A 15,389-nucleotide genomic window follows, 5' to 3' on the forward strand; every position below is an offset into this window, starting at 1 on the left:
CAGCAATAGGAGGTAAACAACTTTCCATCCATAAGCACATCCACTTTGTGCTGCGCTTCCTGCTTAACAAAACTTACCGCTACGGTAGCATCATTTTTTGCAGCAGCGGTTTTTTGATCCGGTGAGCCGCAGGAAAAAGAAAAGCACAGTATGGCCGGCAGGAGGGCCGCCGGAAATATCGGGCGGGATGTGAATAAGCGCATAAATAAATGTTTGAGATATTACTTGTTATCTGTACGTTCTGTTCACTATTGAATATAATAAATTCAGCTAACAGAAATGATGTTTATTTTTTGATTAATTGCCCGGGCAATTGCATCATACCAGTTTATTTTCCCTGCAATTGAGTTTTTTATGTTTTCAATTTCCTGAGCGGATAAACGTCTTTCCACTTCTTCAAGAGTTGTTGTTTGAATATCGTCTTCATTTGGTGAATAAATTATTTTGTTTCGCATTTTTAAAGCGATTTAATGAAAAATTTATTTTTGCTATGCCGATTGAAAGCTTTTCTGTTACCGGCAACTCTACAACATAGAATAAGACTACCGTAGGTTTCGTTCAACCTCGCTTTCATTTCTCGTCCTACGGACGAAACGAAAGCTTGGTTATTAGCGGCTGGTAATCTTGTTGTCATCATTTATAAATTTCGTACTCGGTCAGATGCTGTTATAAATATATCTGATCTATCAACTCCGTTGATTTTAACGTTTGAAAATCTTACAGGAAGCCCGTTTGTTTTAAAAAAGTCGGGCTTGTCTTGTAAATGGAAATGCAAATGAGGCTCGGAACTGTAACCGCTTTGTCCGCATTGAAGCACTTTCTGTTCCCATTGCTCTTTCGCAAATAAATTTCAACTCATTTTTGAGTTCAGGAATATATTTTGTCAATTCATAAAGCCCGTTATATGCCCAAGCCTTTACAAATTTGTTTTTGTCTGTCAAGCAATTTTGTAAAAAGTGTTCTAAAACCGGAATTGAAGTTTTGGTAAGTTTAAAGTGATGGAAAATTTGTAGAATATGAAGCTTAGCTTCCCAATTTTCAATTGTCAAGCAGGTTGATAAAAGTTTTTCGGTAAGTGAATTTGGGAGCGTGTTTCCATTGTCATAGTGGTGCTTGATAAGCCAAGTCGTAACTTTTTGTAAATCCTGCTCGTTATTACTAATAGCAACTAAATCTTCAAAAAAGTGAGCATTTACAGCATTTTCGTCATATAGTTTTGTGACATACTCAATATAAACTCCGTCCCACGATTTTAGTTTGTCAATTAGTTTTACATTCATTTTTTTATCTGCGAATTTTAGGACGGTGCTGATTTTACCTGCCGCTAACACGTTGCTTTATGCATATGTGCCATTCCTAAAACGATTTTAAGCATTTATAACCGTACAACACGAATGCTTTGATAAAAGTTATAGAAGTTGGTTTTTAAGTTAATGATATTAGTGGTTCGTTGTTTCCCTTTTATTCTTCGGCTCATAGTAAAGCGTTACCGCACCACCTTTGAAGATTTTAGTGTTCACGAGTTTAAAAATAGTCCTGTTGCTTATATCGTCAAATAATGGCAAACCACTTCCTGCAACAACCGGATAAATACAAATCTGGTATTCGTCAATCAGGTTAAGTTTCATTAGTTGTATAATTAAGCTGCGGCTACCTATAAAAATGTCATTGCCTGAATGCTGCCTGAGCGCTAAAACCGTTTCCTTTAAATCACGATTTGCTATGGTTGCACTTTTCCAATCTACATTTTTAAGCGTATGGGAGAAAACAATTTTTGGAATTTTGTCAATTGCCATAGCAAAATCGTTCATTGCTTTTTCCTCTGAAGGATTTTCTAAAAACGTTCGCCAAAATTCCATAAGCTGATATGTTATTCTACCATATAAAATGGCACTTCCCCGACCCAATAATTCTGTATAATGCTGATGTATTTCTTCATCAGGCAATCCTGCTGTATGGTCGCAAAACCCGTCAAGCGTCATATTGAATGCTGCTATTACCTTTTTCATATTTTGTTTTTTGTCCGCCCGTTTTGGTGGGTCCAACAGTTACAACCAACGGCACAGGTTGGCGAAGCGCGGATAATAGCGATCCGTCCGGGCCGGCTGCTGAAGCTGATTATTTAATTAATGTACAAGTTATAGAATTTGGCTGATTGCATTCCGTCAGCGGGAACAAAAGTAAAATTGAAACGCTTACCAAACCTATCCATTTATTTTAAAAACTGAATAAAATTTGCGGGGATTATGAGATCGGCGGGAAAAACCGCGGCAGAATAAAAAATCTCAGCGCCAGGGATCGCATGACCAAGCCCCGAATGCAGACCCGGCGCGACACAAAATGTAACGGGCTGTTTTGAAATGTGCTGACGCAAAACGCCCTTATATTGCCGCAAATGCCCCATACGCGCATTAACTTTCTGTATTAGCTTTGTGTAACCGGGCATTGAAAAGCAATTAAAAGCGCCCGGTACCGGTTACACCATTCAACACGTAACAAAACAATCAACATGCAACCAAAAACAATCAACATTCTCTACTGGGTTTTTACCATTTTATTTGCGGCGCTCATGGTCTTTTCATCCTATGGCAGCATCCTGGTAAACGATGATGCGAAGAAGCTGATACATGACCAACTCGGCTACCCGGTCTATTTTATACCTTTTACGGGCTACGCAAAGCTGATTGGCTCACTGATTATTTTAATTCCTGGTTTAAGAACAATAAAGGAATGGGCTTATGCCGGTTTGTTCTTCGACCTGTCTGCTGTTCTGTACTCCAGCATCGCCCTGTCCGGATCGGTTGATCCGATGCTTGCTTTTATGCTGATATGGATTGTGCCGGGGATATTGTCGTATTTCTTCTGGAAGAAAAAAATGCGGCTGGAAGAAGTAAGTTAGGGCTGGTGTGATTTGGTATTTCCCGAGTTGGTTGAAGTATTCTGATAATTAAATTACCGGAAACGGTTGTTGGCGGTTCGTGTTTTGCCCTTCCTGAAACACGCGAACATTCCATTAATAAATGTCAATCAAAATGTCCAGAAGTTTATCCGGCATTGAAAAAAATGGAGAATGACTGCTGGATAGTTTGTAAACTTTTTCACAATAAACGTTAGACACAATACTGCTTTTATCTAAATCCTTAGCCTTCGTACAAAGTATATAATACTTTTTGATAATGCCGTAACTACTGTCTGAAAGATGTACTGGTGTTGCAATATTTGCAACCGAATTCCAGGTAAGATTTTTTTTAGCGAAAATGATGTCTTCCTGTGAGCAATCATGATAAAACAGTTGCCGAACAAGTTCCGGATTCCATTTAAAGGACTTCCCGTCTTCTGTAAAAAGGAACCTTTCTGATGCAGGCACATCCGGCTTCAAAACAGAAGATGCCTCATTGCTTTTCCGTATTTTTTCTGCCAAAGAAAATACAGACTCACCATTTTGAGGTAAAAAAGCATCGAGATATATCAATTTATCAATCTTCGTAGGACCCAAAAGTTCGGCTGCTTGTGAAATAACAACTCCGCCACTTGAATGTCCTACGAGAATGACTTTCTCATCTATGACGTTGGCTGCATCTACTACCTTTTTTACGTCGTCATCCAAGGTTATGCTTGCAAGTTTGGCTGTGTCGTCTCCACAGCTGGGCAAATCTGGCGCTATCGCCTTAAATCCTTTGGTTTTTAAGAGCGGGATTACTTTTTTCCAGCACCATGCACCATGACCAGCACCATGCACTAAAATGTATGTTTTGTTAGATGATTGCGAAAAGCTGTCAGATGTCATAAGCAAAAATAGTAATATTGATAAAAAAATATTTTTCATAACAATACATTATGGAAGCAAAATTGAAATGTATTTGTTGTTATGAAGTGGTAAAAAAAGGACTTTTTAAAATGGCAAGGATGCCAATCTGAAGCGGTCCCGATAGAGCTCTTCAGCAAGCCCAAGTTTACATTCGGGGGAAGTGCTTTCAAGTAAATGAAATTCATTTGGGGTTAGTCCGGTAAAACTTTTATAATCTTTAACGAGGTGCTGATAGTCGAAGTAATTACGTTCTATGGCTATCTTTAGCCAATCCCAATCAGGGTTTGCGTTTTTTGTATTAAAAGCTTTTATAAATCTTGTAATTCTTGCGTAGGTTTTAGGATTAACACCTACTCTTTCATAAAATTTTCTTTTAAACTGTTTAGTACAAAGACAGGGTTCCCTTGCTAACCAGTCAAAGGAAATGGTGTCATCACTTTTCATCATCAAATTAGTTACTGAATCCAGCTGATGAGCATCTTTTCTTGTTTTGCTGGCAAGAGAAACTACAAATCTGTCTGCAACGGTAAGTAGCTCCCTGTAAGTTTTTGCCTGTTGTAATTCTTCAAATATAAAGCGGATGTTTTTAGGAAAAACATCTTCTGCATTGAGATTTTTATTGGTGAGTTCAAATGCAGGAATACCTGTAAGTCGAAACACTGCCGCAGATTGAAAAACAATCTGGAAATTTAACAGGTCTTTGCTGTTATATCGGGAAGTAACGTAGGTTTGTTGCCCTAACAATGTTATTGGTAATTGAAGCTCTTTTTTATTACCCGCAATCCATTTTATTTCCAAATTACCTCTGAGAAAAAAATGAAGACATTGTTCCGGTTTCGGCGGATATGCTTTAAAGAGAACTTCATTCGCTTTATCAAATTCAAAATGAACGATCCTGTACCATTGTACAAATTCCCTTAATGAAGGGTCTGGTAAAAAATCTCTTAAAATCATTTTGAACAATTTTTGCAAGTCAGCAGAAATAAAACTGTCGGGTCTTTATCTGTCTAACATGATCCGACAACGGTTCGCAGACTTACGGAGGTGGCGGATTTTTAGCACAAATGCTCAATTGAAAAACTGAATTTACACCTTGCACCAAACTGTCATAGAAGCACTTAACCGGCCATTAGGCAAACCGGTGTTAGCGGGTCGTTGTTCTCTCATCATTCAATTTTCCGTAACTGTTATTATAACTTTTCCCTTTTTTGGGGTAAGTAAATTTCAGCCCTGACCAGATGTCATTAATGCTTAAACAAGTACTTTCAACAAGCCCAAAATCTTACCCTAATTTAATTACTATTTTTATGTTCAGTCTGTACCTGATTTTCCATCTTTTGGCCAAGATACCCACATCGTTCCACTGGATTTCAAATGAAGTTTAAGTTCTGGAAAGTAGTCATTAAATTCAGATTGTTTTTTTACAAATAGATGTATGTAATCAAATTCACCTTCTAATTTCTTTGAAACATCAAGGTTTGGCAAGTTTATATTGCCAATAATTTCTTTGTCGGAATTAATGAAAATAGTTCGTGAATTTTCTTTTACCCCCATTTTTTGAGCTACGGTTTTTGTCATTATCTATCCCTATTTTTCAGTCTTTTCAAATTGTTTTCTTCATTTTGATTTGCCAAGCTGCCTGTTGGCGGCTGCTCTGCTGCCTGGCTTAAGTGTCAATTCTTTTATTGCATTATTCTGAACTAATATCCATGAGCAATTGATGAGGTCTTCAGCGCTCATGGTTTTATTTTTTTGATGAATATTTTGCCCTGTAACCGAGCAGAAAACTAATTGGTGCAAGTAACCAATAAGTCAATTGTTGCACCGCCCAAGGTGGGCTTGTTACCCGAATTTCGTCCTTATGCTTTAACCCCATTAATGGTAGTTGTAAAAAAGGAGGCACTCCCTTATCATTGAGTTTACCATCGTTTGCAAGTGCAAAAAAGGATTCAAAAAACTCGTCAATATGGAGTGCCGGCATAAATTGTTGAACAGAATGAGCCACTAAATCATTTTCGTTCCAAAAACAGTGAGGGATGCCAGCGGGAATTGTTATTTGCTCTCCGACCCCAACGATTTGTTCTTTTCCATTAACAAGAAAATGCAGTTTCCCCGAAATAATTTTTGCAGAGCTTTCTTGTTTGGGATGGACATGTACAGGTTCTCTCATGTCCGTCTTAGGATTGAAAGTCTCTATTTCCAATAACCGGCCATTTGTTTCCTTACCTGTTTGAAGGAAAACCATAGTTTGCCCTGTTCTTTCGTTTATAATTTTGTCACCTTGCTTTGCCATTGTTATCTTATTTAGGTTGTCAACTTTAAAAGTTCAACTTGACGATTTTGGTGGGTCGGAGATAGAGTTGCAGGCAACGGTTCGGGTATTGCCGAAGGTGGGGATTTTTAGCACAAAAGTTCACGAATGTTGAACCTTGCACAAATGTCCAATCGAAGCCGTTCAGCCCCGCTTTTGGCAATACCTTAGCGGCAGGTAGTCTCATTTTTAATTGCTTTCGGTTCATATATTTTCAACCCTGTCTGATGCTGTAATAAATGTTTCTGATTTGACAATTCCATTGATTTTAATGTCTGAAAATTTAATTGGAAGTCCTTTGGCATTAAAAAAATCAGCTTTGTCTTGCAGATGAAAATGCAAATGAGGCTCGGAACTGTAACCACTGTGTCCGCATTTTCCAATGATTTGTCCCTGTGTAACTTTGTCGCCCGAAGTTACTGTTACACTTCCTTTGTTTAGATGAGCATAAAAAGAATACTCGTTTTCTGTGTGTTTTATGATAACGTAGTTTCCTATAAAACTCGTAGTCAAAAAATCTAAAATTCCATAACCTACAAACGGTGCATTTCTCTTGTTATTTATTGATTTTATAACTATTCCGTCCGCAACCGTTACAATGTTTTTATTATAGCAAAAATAGTCTTCCAATTTCGTTCCTTTGTTCTTATGTCGGACGTGTTGTTCATCTGCAATTACAAAATCATAGGCAAAACGTTGGGTAATTACGTCCCAAGAATGTGAACTTTGTTTCGTAACACCGCCATTATAAACCAACCATTGCGTATTTTTTTCAAATGGCAAAATATAGTTCATTCCGTTTTGATAATTATCAGCGTTTTCGATTAGGTTTTTCTTGTCTGAACTTAATTTTGAGTTTCCAATAGCCTGTTTAATGATTTGGAAAAGCTGAAAAGGGTTTAGAAAAGTAATAAGTCCTGTTGAATAAAACATAAACAACAGTCCTTTTTGTCCGTATTTTCCAATAGATCCAGATGTTGCCCAATCTTTAAATTTTTCATCTTCCTTTTGCTGTTGAATATCTTTTTTTGAAAGCAAATCAACCACAAAGTGAATGAGTAAATAAAGACCCACTAACCAAAACTTATGTAATCCATTAAACCTGACTTGGAATACAAAATGCAATAATGCCCAAATAATGGCAAATAGAAATATGGAAATTAAAGTCTGTTTTTTCATTAGGATTTCTTTTTGCCAAGGTTCAATAGTATTTTCTTCACTTTCGACTTTATAGAAGCACTTTCTGTTTCAATTGCTCTTTGGCAGGTAAACTCTAACTCTGTTTTCAGTTCCGGAATGTATTTTGTCAATTCATAAAGTCCGTTGTTTAATGAGCCAAGTCATGGTTTTCTGCAAATCTTGTTCATTGACACAAATCGTCACTAAATTTTCAAAAAAATATGCGTTTGTCTTGTCTGTGTTATACAGGTTTGTTAAGTACTCAATATGAACACCGTCCCACGATTTTAATTTGTCAATTAAGTTTGTATTCATCTTTTCTGTCTGCCGAATTTTAGACGGTGCTGGTTTTACTTGCCCATAACACATTGCTTTATGCATACGTGCCGTTTTTAAACGTTTATAAGCATTCATAACCGTTTTTACCCGCTTATAAACGCTTTGCTTAAACAGGTACTTATTCATAAGTACCGGATATTCATTCAAATACTACTCAGTACGAAATTCATTTACCGGAAATTGGAAGGTTGGATATTGGGTTACGTGGTGCAAATTAAAACGCTTACCAAACCTATCCATTTATTTTAAAAACCGGAAAAATTTTTACGGAGAATGTAAGAGTATCGGTGAAAACCGTGGCAGCACAAAAATCTCGGTGCCGGGGTCGCATGGCTAAGCGCCGTATCCCCCGAATGCAGACCCCGGCGCGACACAATGGTTTGTAGTATCCCCGGTCTTATTTTTTGATCCGTTAATTCCAGATTCCGTTCATCGCTGTCAGTATAACCGGTTCTCCGTCGGTAACAACAATGGTATGTTCGTGCTGCGCCATAAATCCGCCTTTATTACCAATCATTGTCCAACCGTCATTAAGCGTTTCAGCATATGTTGAAGCTGTTGATATAAATGTTTCTATGGCAACAACAGCGTTCTTTTTGAATCTTTCCGGGTTAAAACGATCCCTGTAATTTGCAATATCACCCGGTTCTTCATGAAGGCTTCTGCCAATACCGTGTCCTGTGAGGTTTTTGATCACCCTGTAGCCCCGCTTCCGGGCTTCTGTTTCCATCAGATGGCCGATATCTGAAATGCGAACGCCACCTTTTATATTATGGATCGCTTTGTGCAGGATCTGTTTTGAAGCATCTACCAGCTTCTGGTGCCGGTGAATGTCTTCCCCAAGCACAAATGAGCCGCCATTGTCCGACCAAAAGCCATCCAGTTCGGCAGAAACGTCTATATTGACCAGGTCACCCTCTTTCAGCAGCTTTTTATCTGAAGGGATGCCATGGCAAAATTCATTGTTTACGCTTATACAGGTACATCCCGGAAAGCCATAGGTTAACCGGGGTGCAGACCTTGCTCCAAAGTCCATGAGGATCTTTGCTCCATAGTTGTCCAATTGCTTTGTTGTCATCCCGGGTTGAGCATAGTTCCGCATTTCCCTTAAAGTGCAGGCAACAGCTTCGCTTGCTTTTTTCATCCCGGTTAATTCAGCTTCCTTTGTTATTGACATATACTTTTAGCTTTAATTCTTTGTCATTAAACGCATTGAATAATAATGTAGTGTTACGTTAACCATAATACGCCGCATCAATTTGTGAATTGTGAATTGTGAATTGTGAATAAGTTCACTATTGACCATTGCCCATTCACCCCGGCAATACGACATACTATAATTAACTCAGCACCAGTACAAAGAGGGAACGGCATCAATTGAAAAGCTTTATTCCTCAACCAAATGCCCCGGTTGGTTTTTGGAATAAAAGATTTTGCAAAAGACCGTGCCTTTTTTGAAAGCAACCCGGGGCATTCCCAGCCTGTATGCATAAACCCTTCCGTTTCATTGATGCATTTGCCCTGCTACACTTTTATCGCTCTGCATATTTTGTACAGTGTATCCAAAACAGATGAATTGAAGCCATGAGCAGTTTTGGGTAATAAATAATATTTTTTAGCAGGCGCCTTTATACTGTCGAAATATTTTTTTGTTGATTCTTTTGGCGTAAGCATGTCTTCACTACCCTGAATAAGATATACTGGTATTTTAAAAGTTACATGCTCCTCCGGTAAATTCATCATTGCCCTCATGGGCATTATACCCAGTTTTTTGTCGCCTACATAATTAACGAAAGAATAGTCATCGGCATCGCTCCGGCTTTGGTTATCTTTTGTATTGTCATAGGGTGGCGACAAAACGAACCAGGAATCCGGTGCAGGTACTGAATTCAACCGTTCGTATTTTTTTACTATCCTGAATAATTTGCCCACATTTTTTGCTTCATCATACGGTGGAATACCAATTGCATTTAGTACAGCAGCAGATGCGGTGTCCTTATTTTTCTCGGCCAAAAGATAAACCTTATTGTAAAGGGTAAGATCGCCGGCAGGGTCGGTAACCTGCGAATGACCGACATAGGCATAAAACAGTTCCGGCCGTTTGGCAGCCATCTTTACCCCAAGCACCGATCCCCAGGAAGTTCCAAAAAGGATGATCTTTTTCTTCTCAAGCCTCTTTAACAGGTATTCCGCCAGTTCAATACCATCGGCTACCATTTGCTCAACAGTTAACGGATTGGCTTTTAAATATTCCGGCGTCAGTTCCTCCGGGGCAGTACGTGCAAATGTTTTCCCGGCGCCTCTTTGATCCCATTGCACAATAATGAATTCCTTTTCCCAACCTTTGTAAAGCGTAGCTGAATAGGGGCTGATGGGGCTGCCCGGGCCTCCATGAAGGAACAAAATAACAGGCTTGCTCATTTCTCCATGAATGGTCACCCATTGTTCAATACCATTTACCAGGATAAATTTTTCTTCGTTGATGACCTTTGGGGAGTCAGGTCCATTCTTAACAATACCACCCTCTGCAAATACCGCTAAAGGAATAATAAATAAAGAGAGCATGACAAATATTTTCATCATGGATGAAATAACTTTACAGGCTTTGCTAAGTTCTTCAAACCTTCTATCTCTTCAGGGTAGCTTAGCGTTTTCGGTGGGAATTCTATGTTCCGCCTGGACACGTACTCAAAAAAGATATCCGGCAATAATTGTGGTTACAATTTACTTTCTGTTTTTCTATCCTTTACATGTGTACCCGCTATGATCAGCACAACATACACAACAATTGCAATTGAATCTGTTAATGTGCTTTTAAGAGAAGAGGCATTGTACAATAATGTTCCGCCAAAAATAACGACCCAGCGAACGATCATTAAAATGGCAATGATCCAAGCAGCAAACCTCACTTTAGACAAATCCTTATAAAATGACATATAGAAGAACGCTATGCCAAAAATCATGTTTTCTGCAGTAATAATATGCCAGACATAAAAGAATATTGTTTTTGTATCTGCGGTTATTGCATCCGTATCGAGAGATGGCAGAACAACAGATTGCCCGTTCCATGCATGCGTAATGGAAAAAAGGATCGCAAGGATACCTGCAATAAAGTAATAATAATTCCTGACCATATCCTTAGAAAACAAAATGTACAGCAATGTTTATACCACATCCGCTTCTTCCATGTTCAATATCCGCTTTACCCGTTATGTATACTTTTCCTTAAGAAATTTAACAGAGCCGGTGATCATCTTTTTCAGTATCCCTATATTTATGTCTTCCAGCTTTTTGACATAAATACAGGCTTTCCCGGTTTTGTACTTTCCAAATTGCTTAAGCAGATCTTCCCTCCCGTCAAAAGCAGAGGTCAGGTACAGGGAGAACTCGTTTTTCCGTGGCGAGAATGCAACCAAAGGAGCATCTCCTTCATGACCGCTTTCATATTTGTAATGGTAGCTGCCAAAACCTATAATGGCAGCGCCCCACATTTTGGCTTCGAAGCCAGACTGCTCTCTCATAATTTTAATTATGGCGAGTGCATCTTTTTTTCTTTGCTCGTCCCCTATTGTATCAATAAAGTCTGAAACACCGTTCGCGGTTTCGATGGTTTTTGCTTTATACTTCGGCATATGCTGCTTATTTAACAAACTCTCCAAAATGCCATAAGTTGCCCGACGGGTCATGTAAAAAGCATTCACTGCCCCAGTCGTATTGCCGTATCGGGGTTAGCTTTACATCTTCATATCTGGTTTCCAGTTTTAAAGCCACGAGTTCGTTCCAGAAACGATTTACATCTCTTACTTCTAAAAAGATCATGGAATTGTCTATCCAGTCCTTAACGTAGGCATCCTGCAAATAAAACCCAAGCTCCTCTGTTTTAAAAAGCGACATATTGTGAAACAGTACGGTTTCCCGGAAACCAAGGTCACGGTAAAAATTCCGTGAAATCTCAAAGTTTTTAGCCCCGATAAAAGGGCGGATAGACACAGCTCTATGTTCCATTGCATTTATTTTTACTGTTCCTTCGGCAACCACGATGTTCCCTTCTCCTATAAGCCGGATTGCATGAATGTCGGGATGCCCGTCAGCATCCGGGTTTTCAATTTCCCTGTCACATGCAGCTAAAATTACTTTATTTGTCAACCTTCTTCAATATCTTCACCAGCATATCAGCAATAACAGTATATCCTTTATCGGACGGATGCAATCCATCGTAAGTCATATTGATGGCGCCGGCCGGATAAGGATATTCATCGGTTGCCGGATCAAAAGGAATATTAACATAGGCAGGAAACCGATAATTTTTATACGCGCCGGTTTGCGGATCTTTCAAACGCTTATATTTCACCATATTTTTTAAGGTAATGCCGCTTTTGTTGTACAGGTCGGCAACGGGTATTTTTTCATATTCCCCGATTGCCGCAATGGCTGCTGCAAACTGTGATAATTGCTGGCCGTTTTTTCCTTTATAGGAACCGTAAGCGTTGTTGGCCATATTGGCGATGTACACAAAATCGCCACGCTGCATAGGTGTAATAAGAATGATCTTCGCATGGCTGTTTAAACTGCGGAGCTTGCTGATGATGATACGGAAAGAGCCATATACGGTTTTATTGCCGGTATTGTTTTGATAATCGGCCAGGGTGCCGATGGGTCTGCCCTGCCACCAGTCGTTGGTGCCCAGGAAAATGGAGTACACATCGGCTTTAACAATACCCAGTTTTTCAATTTCAGCGGCAATGCCACCGGACGTCCAGCCATTGTGCCCCTGGTTGACATATTGAATATGCGGCAGCTTTTCCACCACTCTTGTCATGTATCCCTTGCTGATGCGATTACCGGTTTCATCGGTATGCTCATTCAAATAAGTAATGGAATCACCGATGGCAATCCAGGTAATTTTTTTTTGCGTAAAAGATGCCATGCAGCAAACAGCAATGACAGCAAAAACCAGTTTTTTCATATTGCGGTTGTTTAAAAAACACCTGCAATATACAGGGCTTCCATTATTACAACATTTTTACAAAGTTAATGAAGCAAAACACAGACGGGTCGTTAAAAAAAGCTGCCGTTAAAAACGACATCAACACTTTGGGTGATATTGTAGATTTCAGCATCAGCTACAATGCCGGCAGAATCAGCGAAGTGAACAGCAGCTCAACAATGGCAATGTTACAGAAGGAACAATTATGGCAGGAACGGATACACCGGGGTATATGGTGCTGGCGGGTCATGCAGAAAATGCAGTATGATCAAAAAACCAACCCGCTTTATGCACACAGGGATTTTTTGGTATTCCTCCGGCAGGGACCTTCTAAAAACAACGCCGTCGTTGAAAATATTTATGACGCTCAGCTAACACTGGAAAACAGGTACCAGTATGAGTATACCTATAAATCAGGCGGTTTTTCAAAGCAAGCAAAGCGCAGCTGCCGCAGGGTGGCTGCGCTTGTATCTTACAGCGGCTTTTTTTTCATCAATTCAAAAACATTTCATCTACCAGCAATAACCTTCTCCGGTCCCCATCAACATGCGGTTTGGCCACAATTTTAAGACAGGATATGGTTTCCGGCTTAAATTTACCTTCCACGGTTGTGAGGGATGGCTTATCGCCTTTGGCAGGGAGCGGCGGTTTCATTTTAACCAGCAGCTTCATCTGGTTTTCATTTTCCCCGCCCCATACTTCTACGAGTGCCGGTGGCAAAATACCGGTGGCTTCCTCGATCATATAATGCAATCCAACGGAAGATAAGGTAACAGGCTCTTTGAATTCTGATATAATCCCCATATCATTGTTGCGGACGCCGGCAAAGTTGTTGGCCCAGGCAGGGTTATTGGCGCCTATAACGCCCAATGTGGTATTGAAAAAGGTATGCGCTCCTTCACCCTGATGCACGCTGTTCAAAGGATAAAGCAACCGCACGCTGTCCGGCTTGAAGCTGCTTTTAAAGAAATCAAACGATGCCATATCACTGCCATACCATCCTTTCTTAAATCCTTTGGCTTTGATGAGCGCGTTTTCTTTGATAACCGTTTTATTGTCAAATACAGGCGATGTAATGCTATCGGGTTCGCTGCCATCGGTGGTATACCGGATCTCTACACCTTTTACAGGATGGAACAACTGCAATGCCATCGGCTGGTCAAAAATAACAGAACTGTTGTTGATCTGCGGAGGATTGAGTTTTAAAGGATTGCTTCCATCATCTACAAATCCTTCTATAAAACGAATATGCTTATTTACAGCCTGCAGCTGCTCCGCTTCAGCCGGCGTTATGGCGGTATTCCATATAGATACGGTTTTAAGATTTTTCAACGCAGATATCTGAGCTTTAAGCTCGCTGTAATTTACTTTGGTACCCGATAAGGTTAACCTGTTCAGATGCTTAAGCGGCGCCAGTTCCTTCAATCCATTTGCAGTGATATCGGTAAAGTTCAAATCGAGCTTACGAAGATTCTCAAACTGACCGATAATTTTCAGGTCTTCATCCGTTACCGGCATTTTATTCAAATTCAACGATACGATCTGGCTTTTGATCTCAGTTAGCTCTTCCAGTTGTTTTTTTGTATAGTCGGCCCTGTTATAAACATTTACTTCCAGTGCAGGAGATTCCTTAGCCAGGGGCGTAATGCTGCGGTAATCGGTATTTAGCTTTGCTATCGTTTTTTCATCGGCGGCCGAAAAATCGTATCTTTCTTCAGGCGTTTCCACAGGCTTCAGCACAGAAGCGGCCATTAAACGCAATGAATCACCCGGAGGCAGATCAATCACTTTTTGTGAAAAAGGGGTTTCATTCCTTATCCATAGCGTAAGCAGTACAATTTCATTTTCAGTAAGCTGCGTTTTCCCTTTTGGCGGCATATGCTTCTTCTCTTCCAGGGGAAGATGGACCCGTTCCATCAGCAGGCTGATACCCGGATTGCCCGGCACAAACAATTTACCCGTTTTACCACCTTTAACAATAGATGCAGAATCTGCCAGTATCAGTTCCCCTTTCAATTTATCGGGATTGTGACAGCTCATGCACTTTTTTTCAAAAATAGGACGGACAACATGGTCAAAAACAATAGCCTTGTCGATGGGTACCGGGGGAGCTTCATAGTAAACAGCAAGGGGCTGCAGTATGAAATCCTCCCCGTGCGTTAAGCTGGCGCCGAAATGACCGGCAAGAATAAGCGAAACCACAACAAGAGCGCCTGCTGCTTTTGTAAGCATTCCTTTATACCACGGTTTGCCGGCTACCCAGTATATAATGGAAGCAAGGAAGAAAATAGCCACCCCTGTCCATTTGTGCCATTGCAAAGTACCGCCTGTATAACCTTCTTCTCTTGAAAGAAATAAACCCATTACCACGGTAACTGCGGAGAGTAAAGCGCCCGACAAAAGAACATGCTGTGAAAACACATGAAAAAAATTGTTGGATTGCCGGCGGGAAGCGCTGTACCATTGCAATACAATTGCCAGCAGCAGCAGTACAATAGGAAAATGAAGCAGCAGCGGATGCATACGCCCAACAGGCTGCAGCCAGGCGGGTATTTCCAGTTTGCTTTCAAATAACAGCAGGAATACGATGAATACATTGAATACGACCAATAACTGTTCCGCAAAAAATCTTACTCTTTTATTCATTGAAAATCGGGCTGTTAAAAATTAAATAAAACCGTTGCCGGTTTAACGGATGCCGGGCCGCCTGCAGTGTGCGGTAAACGTGCACCTGTACATGGTTCCATAGCCGTACAATTCTATAT

18 protein-coding genes and 1 pseudogene are annotated in these 15,389 nt (G+C 40.1%); 2 read left to right on the top strand and 17 right to left on the bottom strand.

The features are described 5' to 3' along the window. The 4 genes and pseudogenes from PLH26_RS06170 to PLH26_RS06185 form a co-directional block, all read right to left on the bottom strand. Positions 1–203, bottom strand: a pseudogene (locus tag PLH26_RS06170) (hypothetical protein); the annotation flags it as partial. A 63-nt stretch (positions 204–266) separates the two neighbouring features. After that, positions 267–455 (bottom strand): hypothetical protein, encoded by a 189-nt coding sequence (locus tag PLH26_RS06175; protein WP_324585125.1) that lies wholly within the window; start codon positions 453–455, stop codon positions 267–269. A 282-nt stretch (positions 456–737) separates the two neighbouring features. Continuing rightward, complete coding sequence (locus PLH26_RS06180; protein WP_324585126.1) at positions 738–1,280, bottom strand: HEAT-like fold family protein; 543 nt, start codon at positions 1,278–1,280, stop codon at positions 738–740. 159 nt (positions 1,281–1,439) lie between these two features. Next, entirely contained in the window at positions 1,440–2,009 is a 570-nt protein-coding gene (locus tag PLH26_RS06185; protein WP_324585127.1) for a dihydrofolate reductase family protein, read from the bottom strand. A 500-nt stretch (positions 2,010–2,509) separates the two neighbouring features. Here PLH26_RS06185 and PLH26_RS06190 point away from each other — a divergent pair, with 500 nt between their 5' ends. Continuing rightward, positions 2,510–2,899, top strand: coding sequence for a DoxX family protein (locus PLH26_RS06190; protein WP_324585128.1), 390 nt, complete (start codon positions 2,510–2,512; stop codon positions 2,897–2,899). Between the two features lie 114 nt (positions 2,900–3,013). Here PLH26_RS06190 and PLH26_RS06195 read toward each other — a convergent pair whose 3' ends face one another. The 12 genes from PLH26_RS06195 to PLH26_RS06250 form a co-directional block, all read right to left on the bottom strand. Next, positions 3,014–3,826 (bottom strand): alpha/beta fold hydrolase, encoded by an 813-nt coding sequence (locus PLH26_RS06195; protein WP_324585129.1) that lies wholly within the window; start codon positions 3,824–3,826, stop codon positions 3,014–3,016. A gap of 66 nt (positions 3,827–3,892) precedes the next feature. Further along, positions 3,893–4,762, bottom strand: coding sequence for a helix-turn-helix domain-containing protein (locus PLH26_RS06200; protein ID WP_324585130.1), 870 nt, complete (start codon positions 4,760–4,762; stop codon positions 3,893–3,895). Between the two features lie 357 nt (positions 4,763–5,119). Then, positions 5,120–5,386: a hypothetical protein gene (locus PLH26_RS06205; RefSeq protein WP_324585131.1), complete on the bottom strand. Its 267-nt coding sequence runs from the start codon at positions 5,384–5,386 to the stop codon at positions 5,120–5,122. Between the two features lie 166 nt (positions 5,387–5,552). Further along, entirely contained in the window at positions 5,553–6,101 is a 549-nt protein-coding gene (locus PLH26_RS06210; protein WP_324585132.1) for a cupin domain-containing protein, read from the bottom strand. Between the two features lie 222 nt (positions 6,102–6,323). Further along, positions 6,324–7,298, bottom strand: a complete 975-nt coding sequence (locus PLH26_RS06215) for a M23 family metallopeptidase (protein ID WP_324585133.1) — start codon at positions 7,296–7,298, stop codon at positions 6,324–6,326. A gap of 132 nt (positions 7,299–7,430) precedes the next feature. Then, positions 7,431–7,763, bottom strand: coding sequence for a hypothetical protein (locus PLH26_RS06220; RefSeq protein WP_324585134.1), 333 nt, complete (start codon positions 7,761–7,763; stop codon positions 7,431–7,433). A gap of 286 nt (positions 7,764–8,049) precedes the next feature. After that, positions 8,050–8,814, bottom strand: coding sequence for a type I methionyl aminopeptidase (gene map / locus PLH26_RS06225; protein WP_324585135.1), 765 nt, complete (start codon positions 8,812–8,814; stop codon positions 8,050–8,052). Between the two features lie 347 nt (positions 8,815–9,161). Then, on the bottom strand, positions 9,162–10,202 hold the full coding sequence (locus PLH26_RS06230; protein WP_324585136.1) for an alpha/beta hydrolase: 1,041 nt from the start codon (positions 10,200–10,202) through the stop codon (positions 9,162–9,164). Between the two features lie 152 nt (positions 10,203–10,354). Continuing rightward, a complete protein-coding gene (locus PLH26_RS06235; RefSeq protein ID WP_324585137.1) occupies positions 10,355–10,786 on the bottom strand; it encodes a hypothetical protein in 432 nt (143 codons plus the stop codon). A 60-nt stretch (positions 10,787–10,846) separates the two neighbouring features. Continuing rightward, positions 10,847–11,269, bottom strand: a complete 423-nt coding sequence (locus PLH26_RS06240) for a DUF1801 domain-containing protein (RefSeq protein WP_324585138.1) — start codon at positions 11,267–11,269, stop codon at positions 10,847–10,849. Between the two features lie 7 nt (positions 11,270–11,276). Then, the gene (locus tag PLH26_RS06245) at positions 11,277–11,783 is read right to left on the bottom strand and encodes a VOC family protein (protein ID WP_324585139.1); all 507 of its coding nucleotides are present in this window, start codon (positions 11,781–11,783) and stop codon (positions 11,277–11,279) included. Further along, the gene (locus PLH26_RS06250; protein ID WP_324585140.1) at positions 11,773–12,603 is read right to left on the bottom strand and encodes an SGNH/GDSL hydrolase family protein; all 831 of its coding nucleotides are present in this window, start codon (positions 12,601–12,603) and stop codon (positions 11,773–11,775) included. The genes PLH26_RS06245 and PLH26_RS06250 overlap by 11 nt, the downstream gene beginning before the upstream one ends. A 68-nt stretch (positions 12,604–12,671) precedes the next feature. Between PLH26_RS06250 and PLH26_RS06255 the strand changes: the two genes are divergently transcribed. Beyond that, a complete protein-coding gene (locus PLH26_RS06255; protein WP_324585141.1) occupies positions 12,672–13,193 on the top strand; it encodes a hypothetical protein in 522 nt (173 codons plus the stop codon). Here PLH26_RS06255 and PLH26_RS06260 read toward each other — a convergent pair. Next, positions 13,117–15,270: a c-type cytochrome domain-containing protein gene (locus PLH26_RS06260; RefSeq protein ID WP_324585142.1), complete on the bottom strand. Its 2,154-nt coding sequence runs from the start codon at positions 15,268–15,270 to the stop codon at positions 13,117–13,119. The genes PLH26_RS06255 and PLH26_RS06260 overlap by 77 nt on opposite strands. Positions 15,271–15,389 lie beyond the last annotated feature (119 nt).

This window comes from Agriterribacter sp., assembly GCF_035444585.1.
Taxonomy (GTDB): domain Bacteria; phylum Bacteroidota; class Bacteroidia; order Chitinophagales; family Chitinophagaceae; genus Agriterribacter.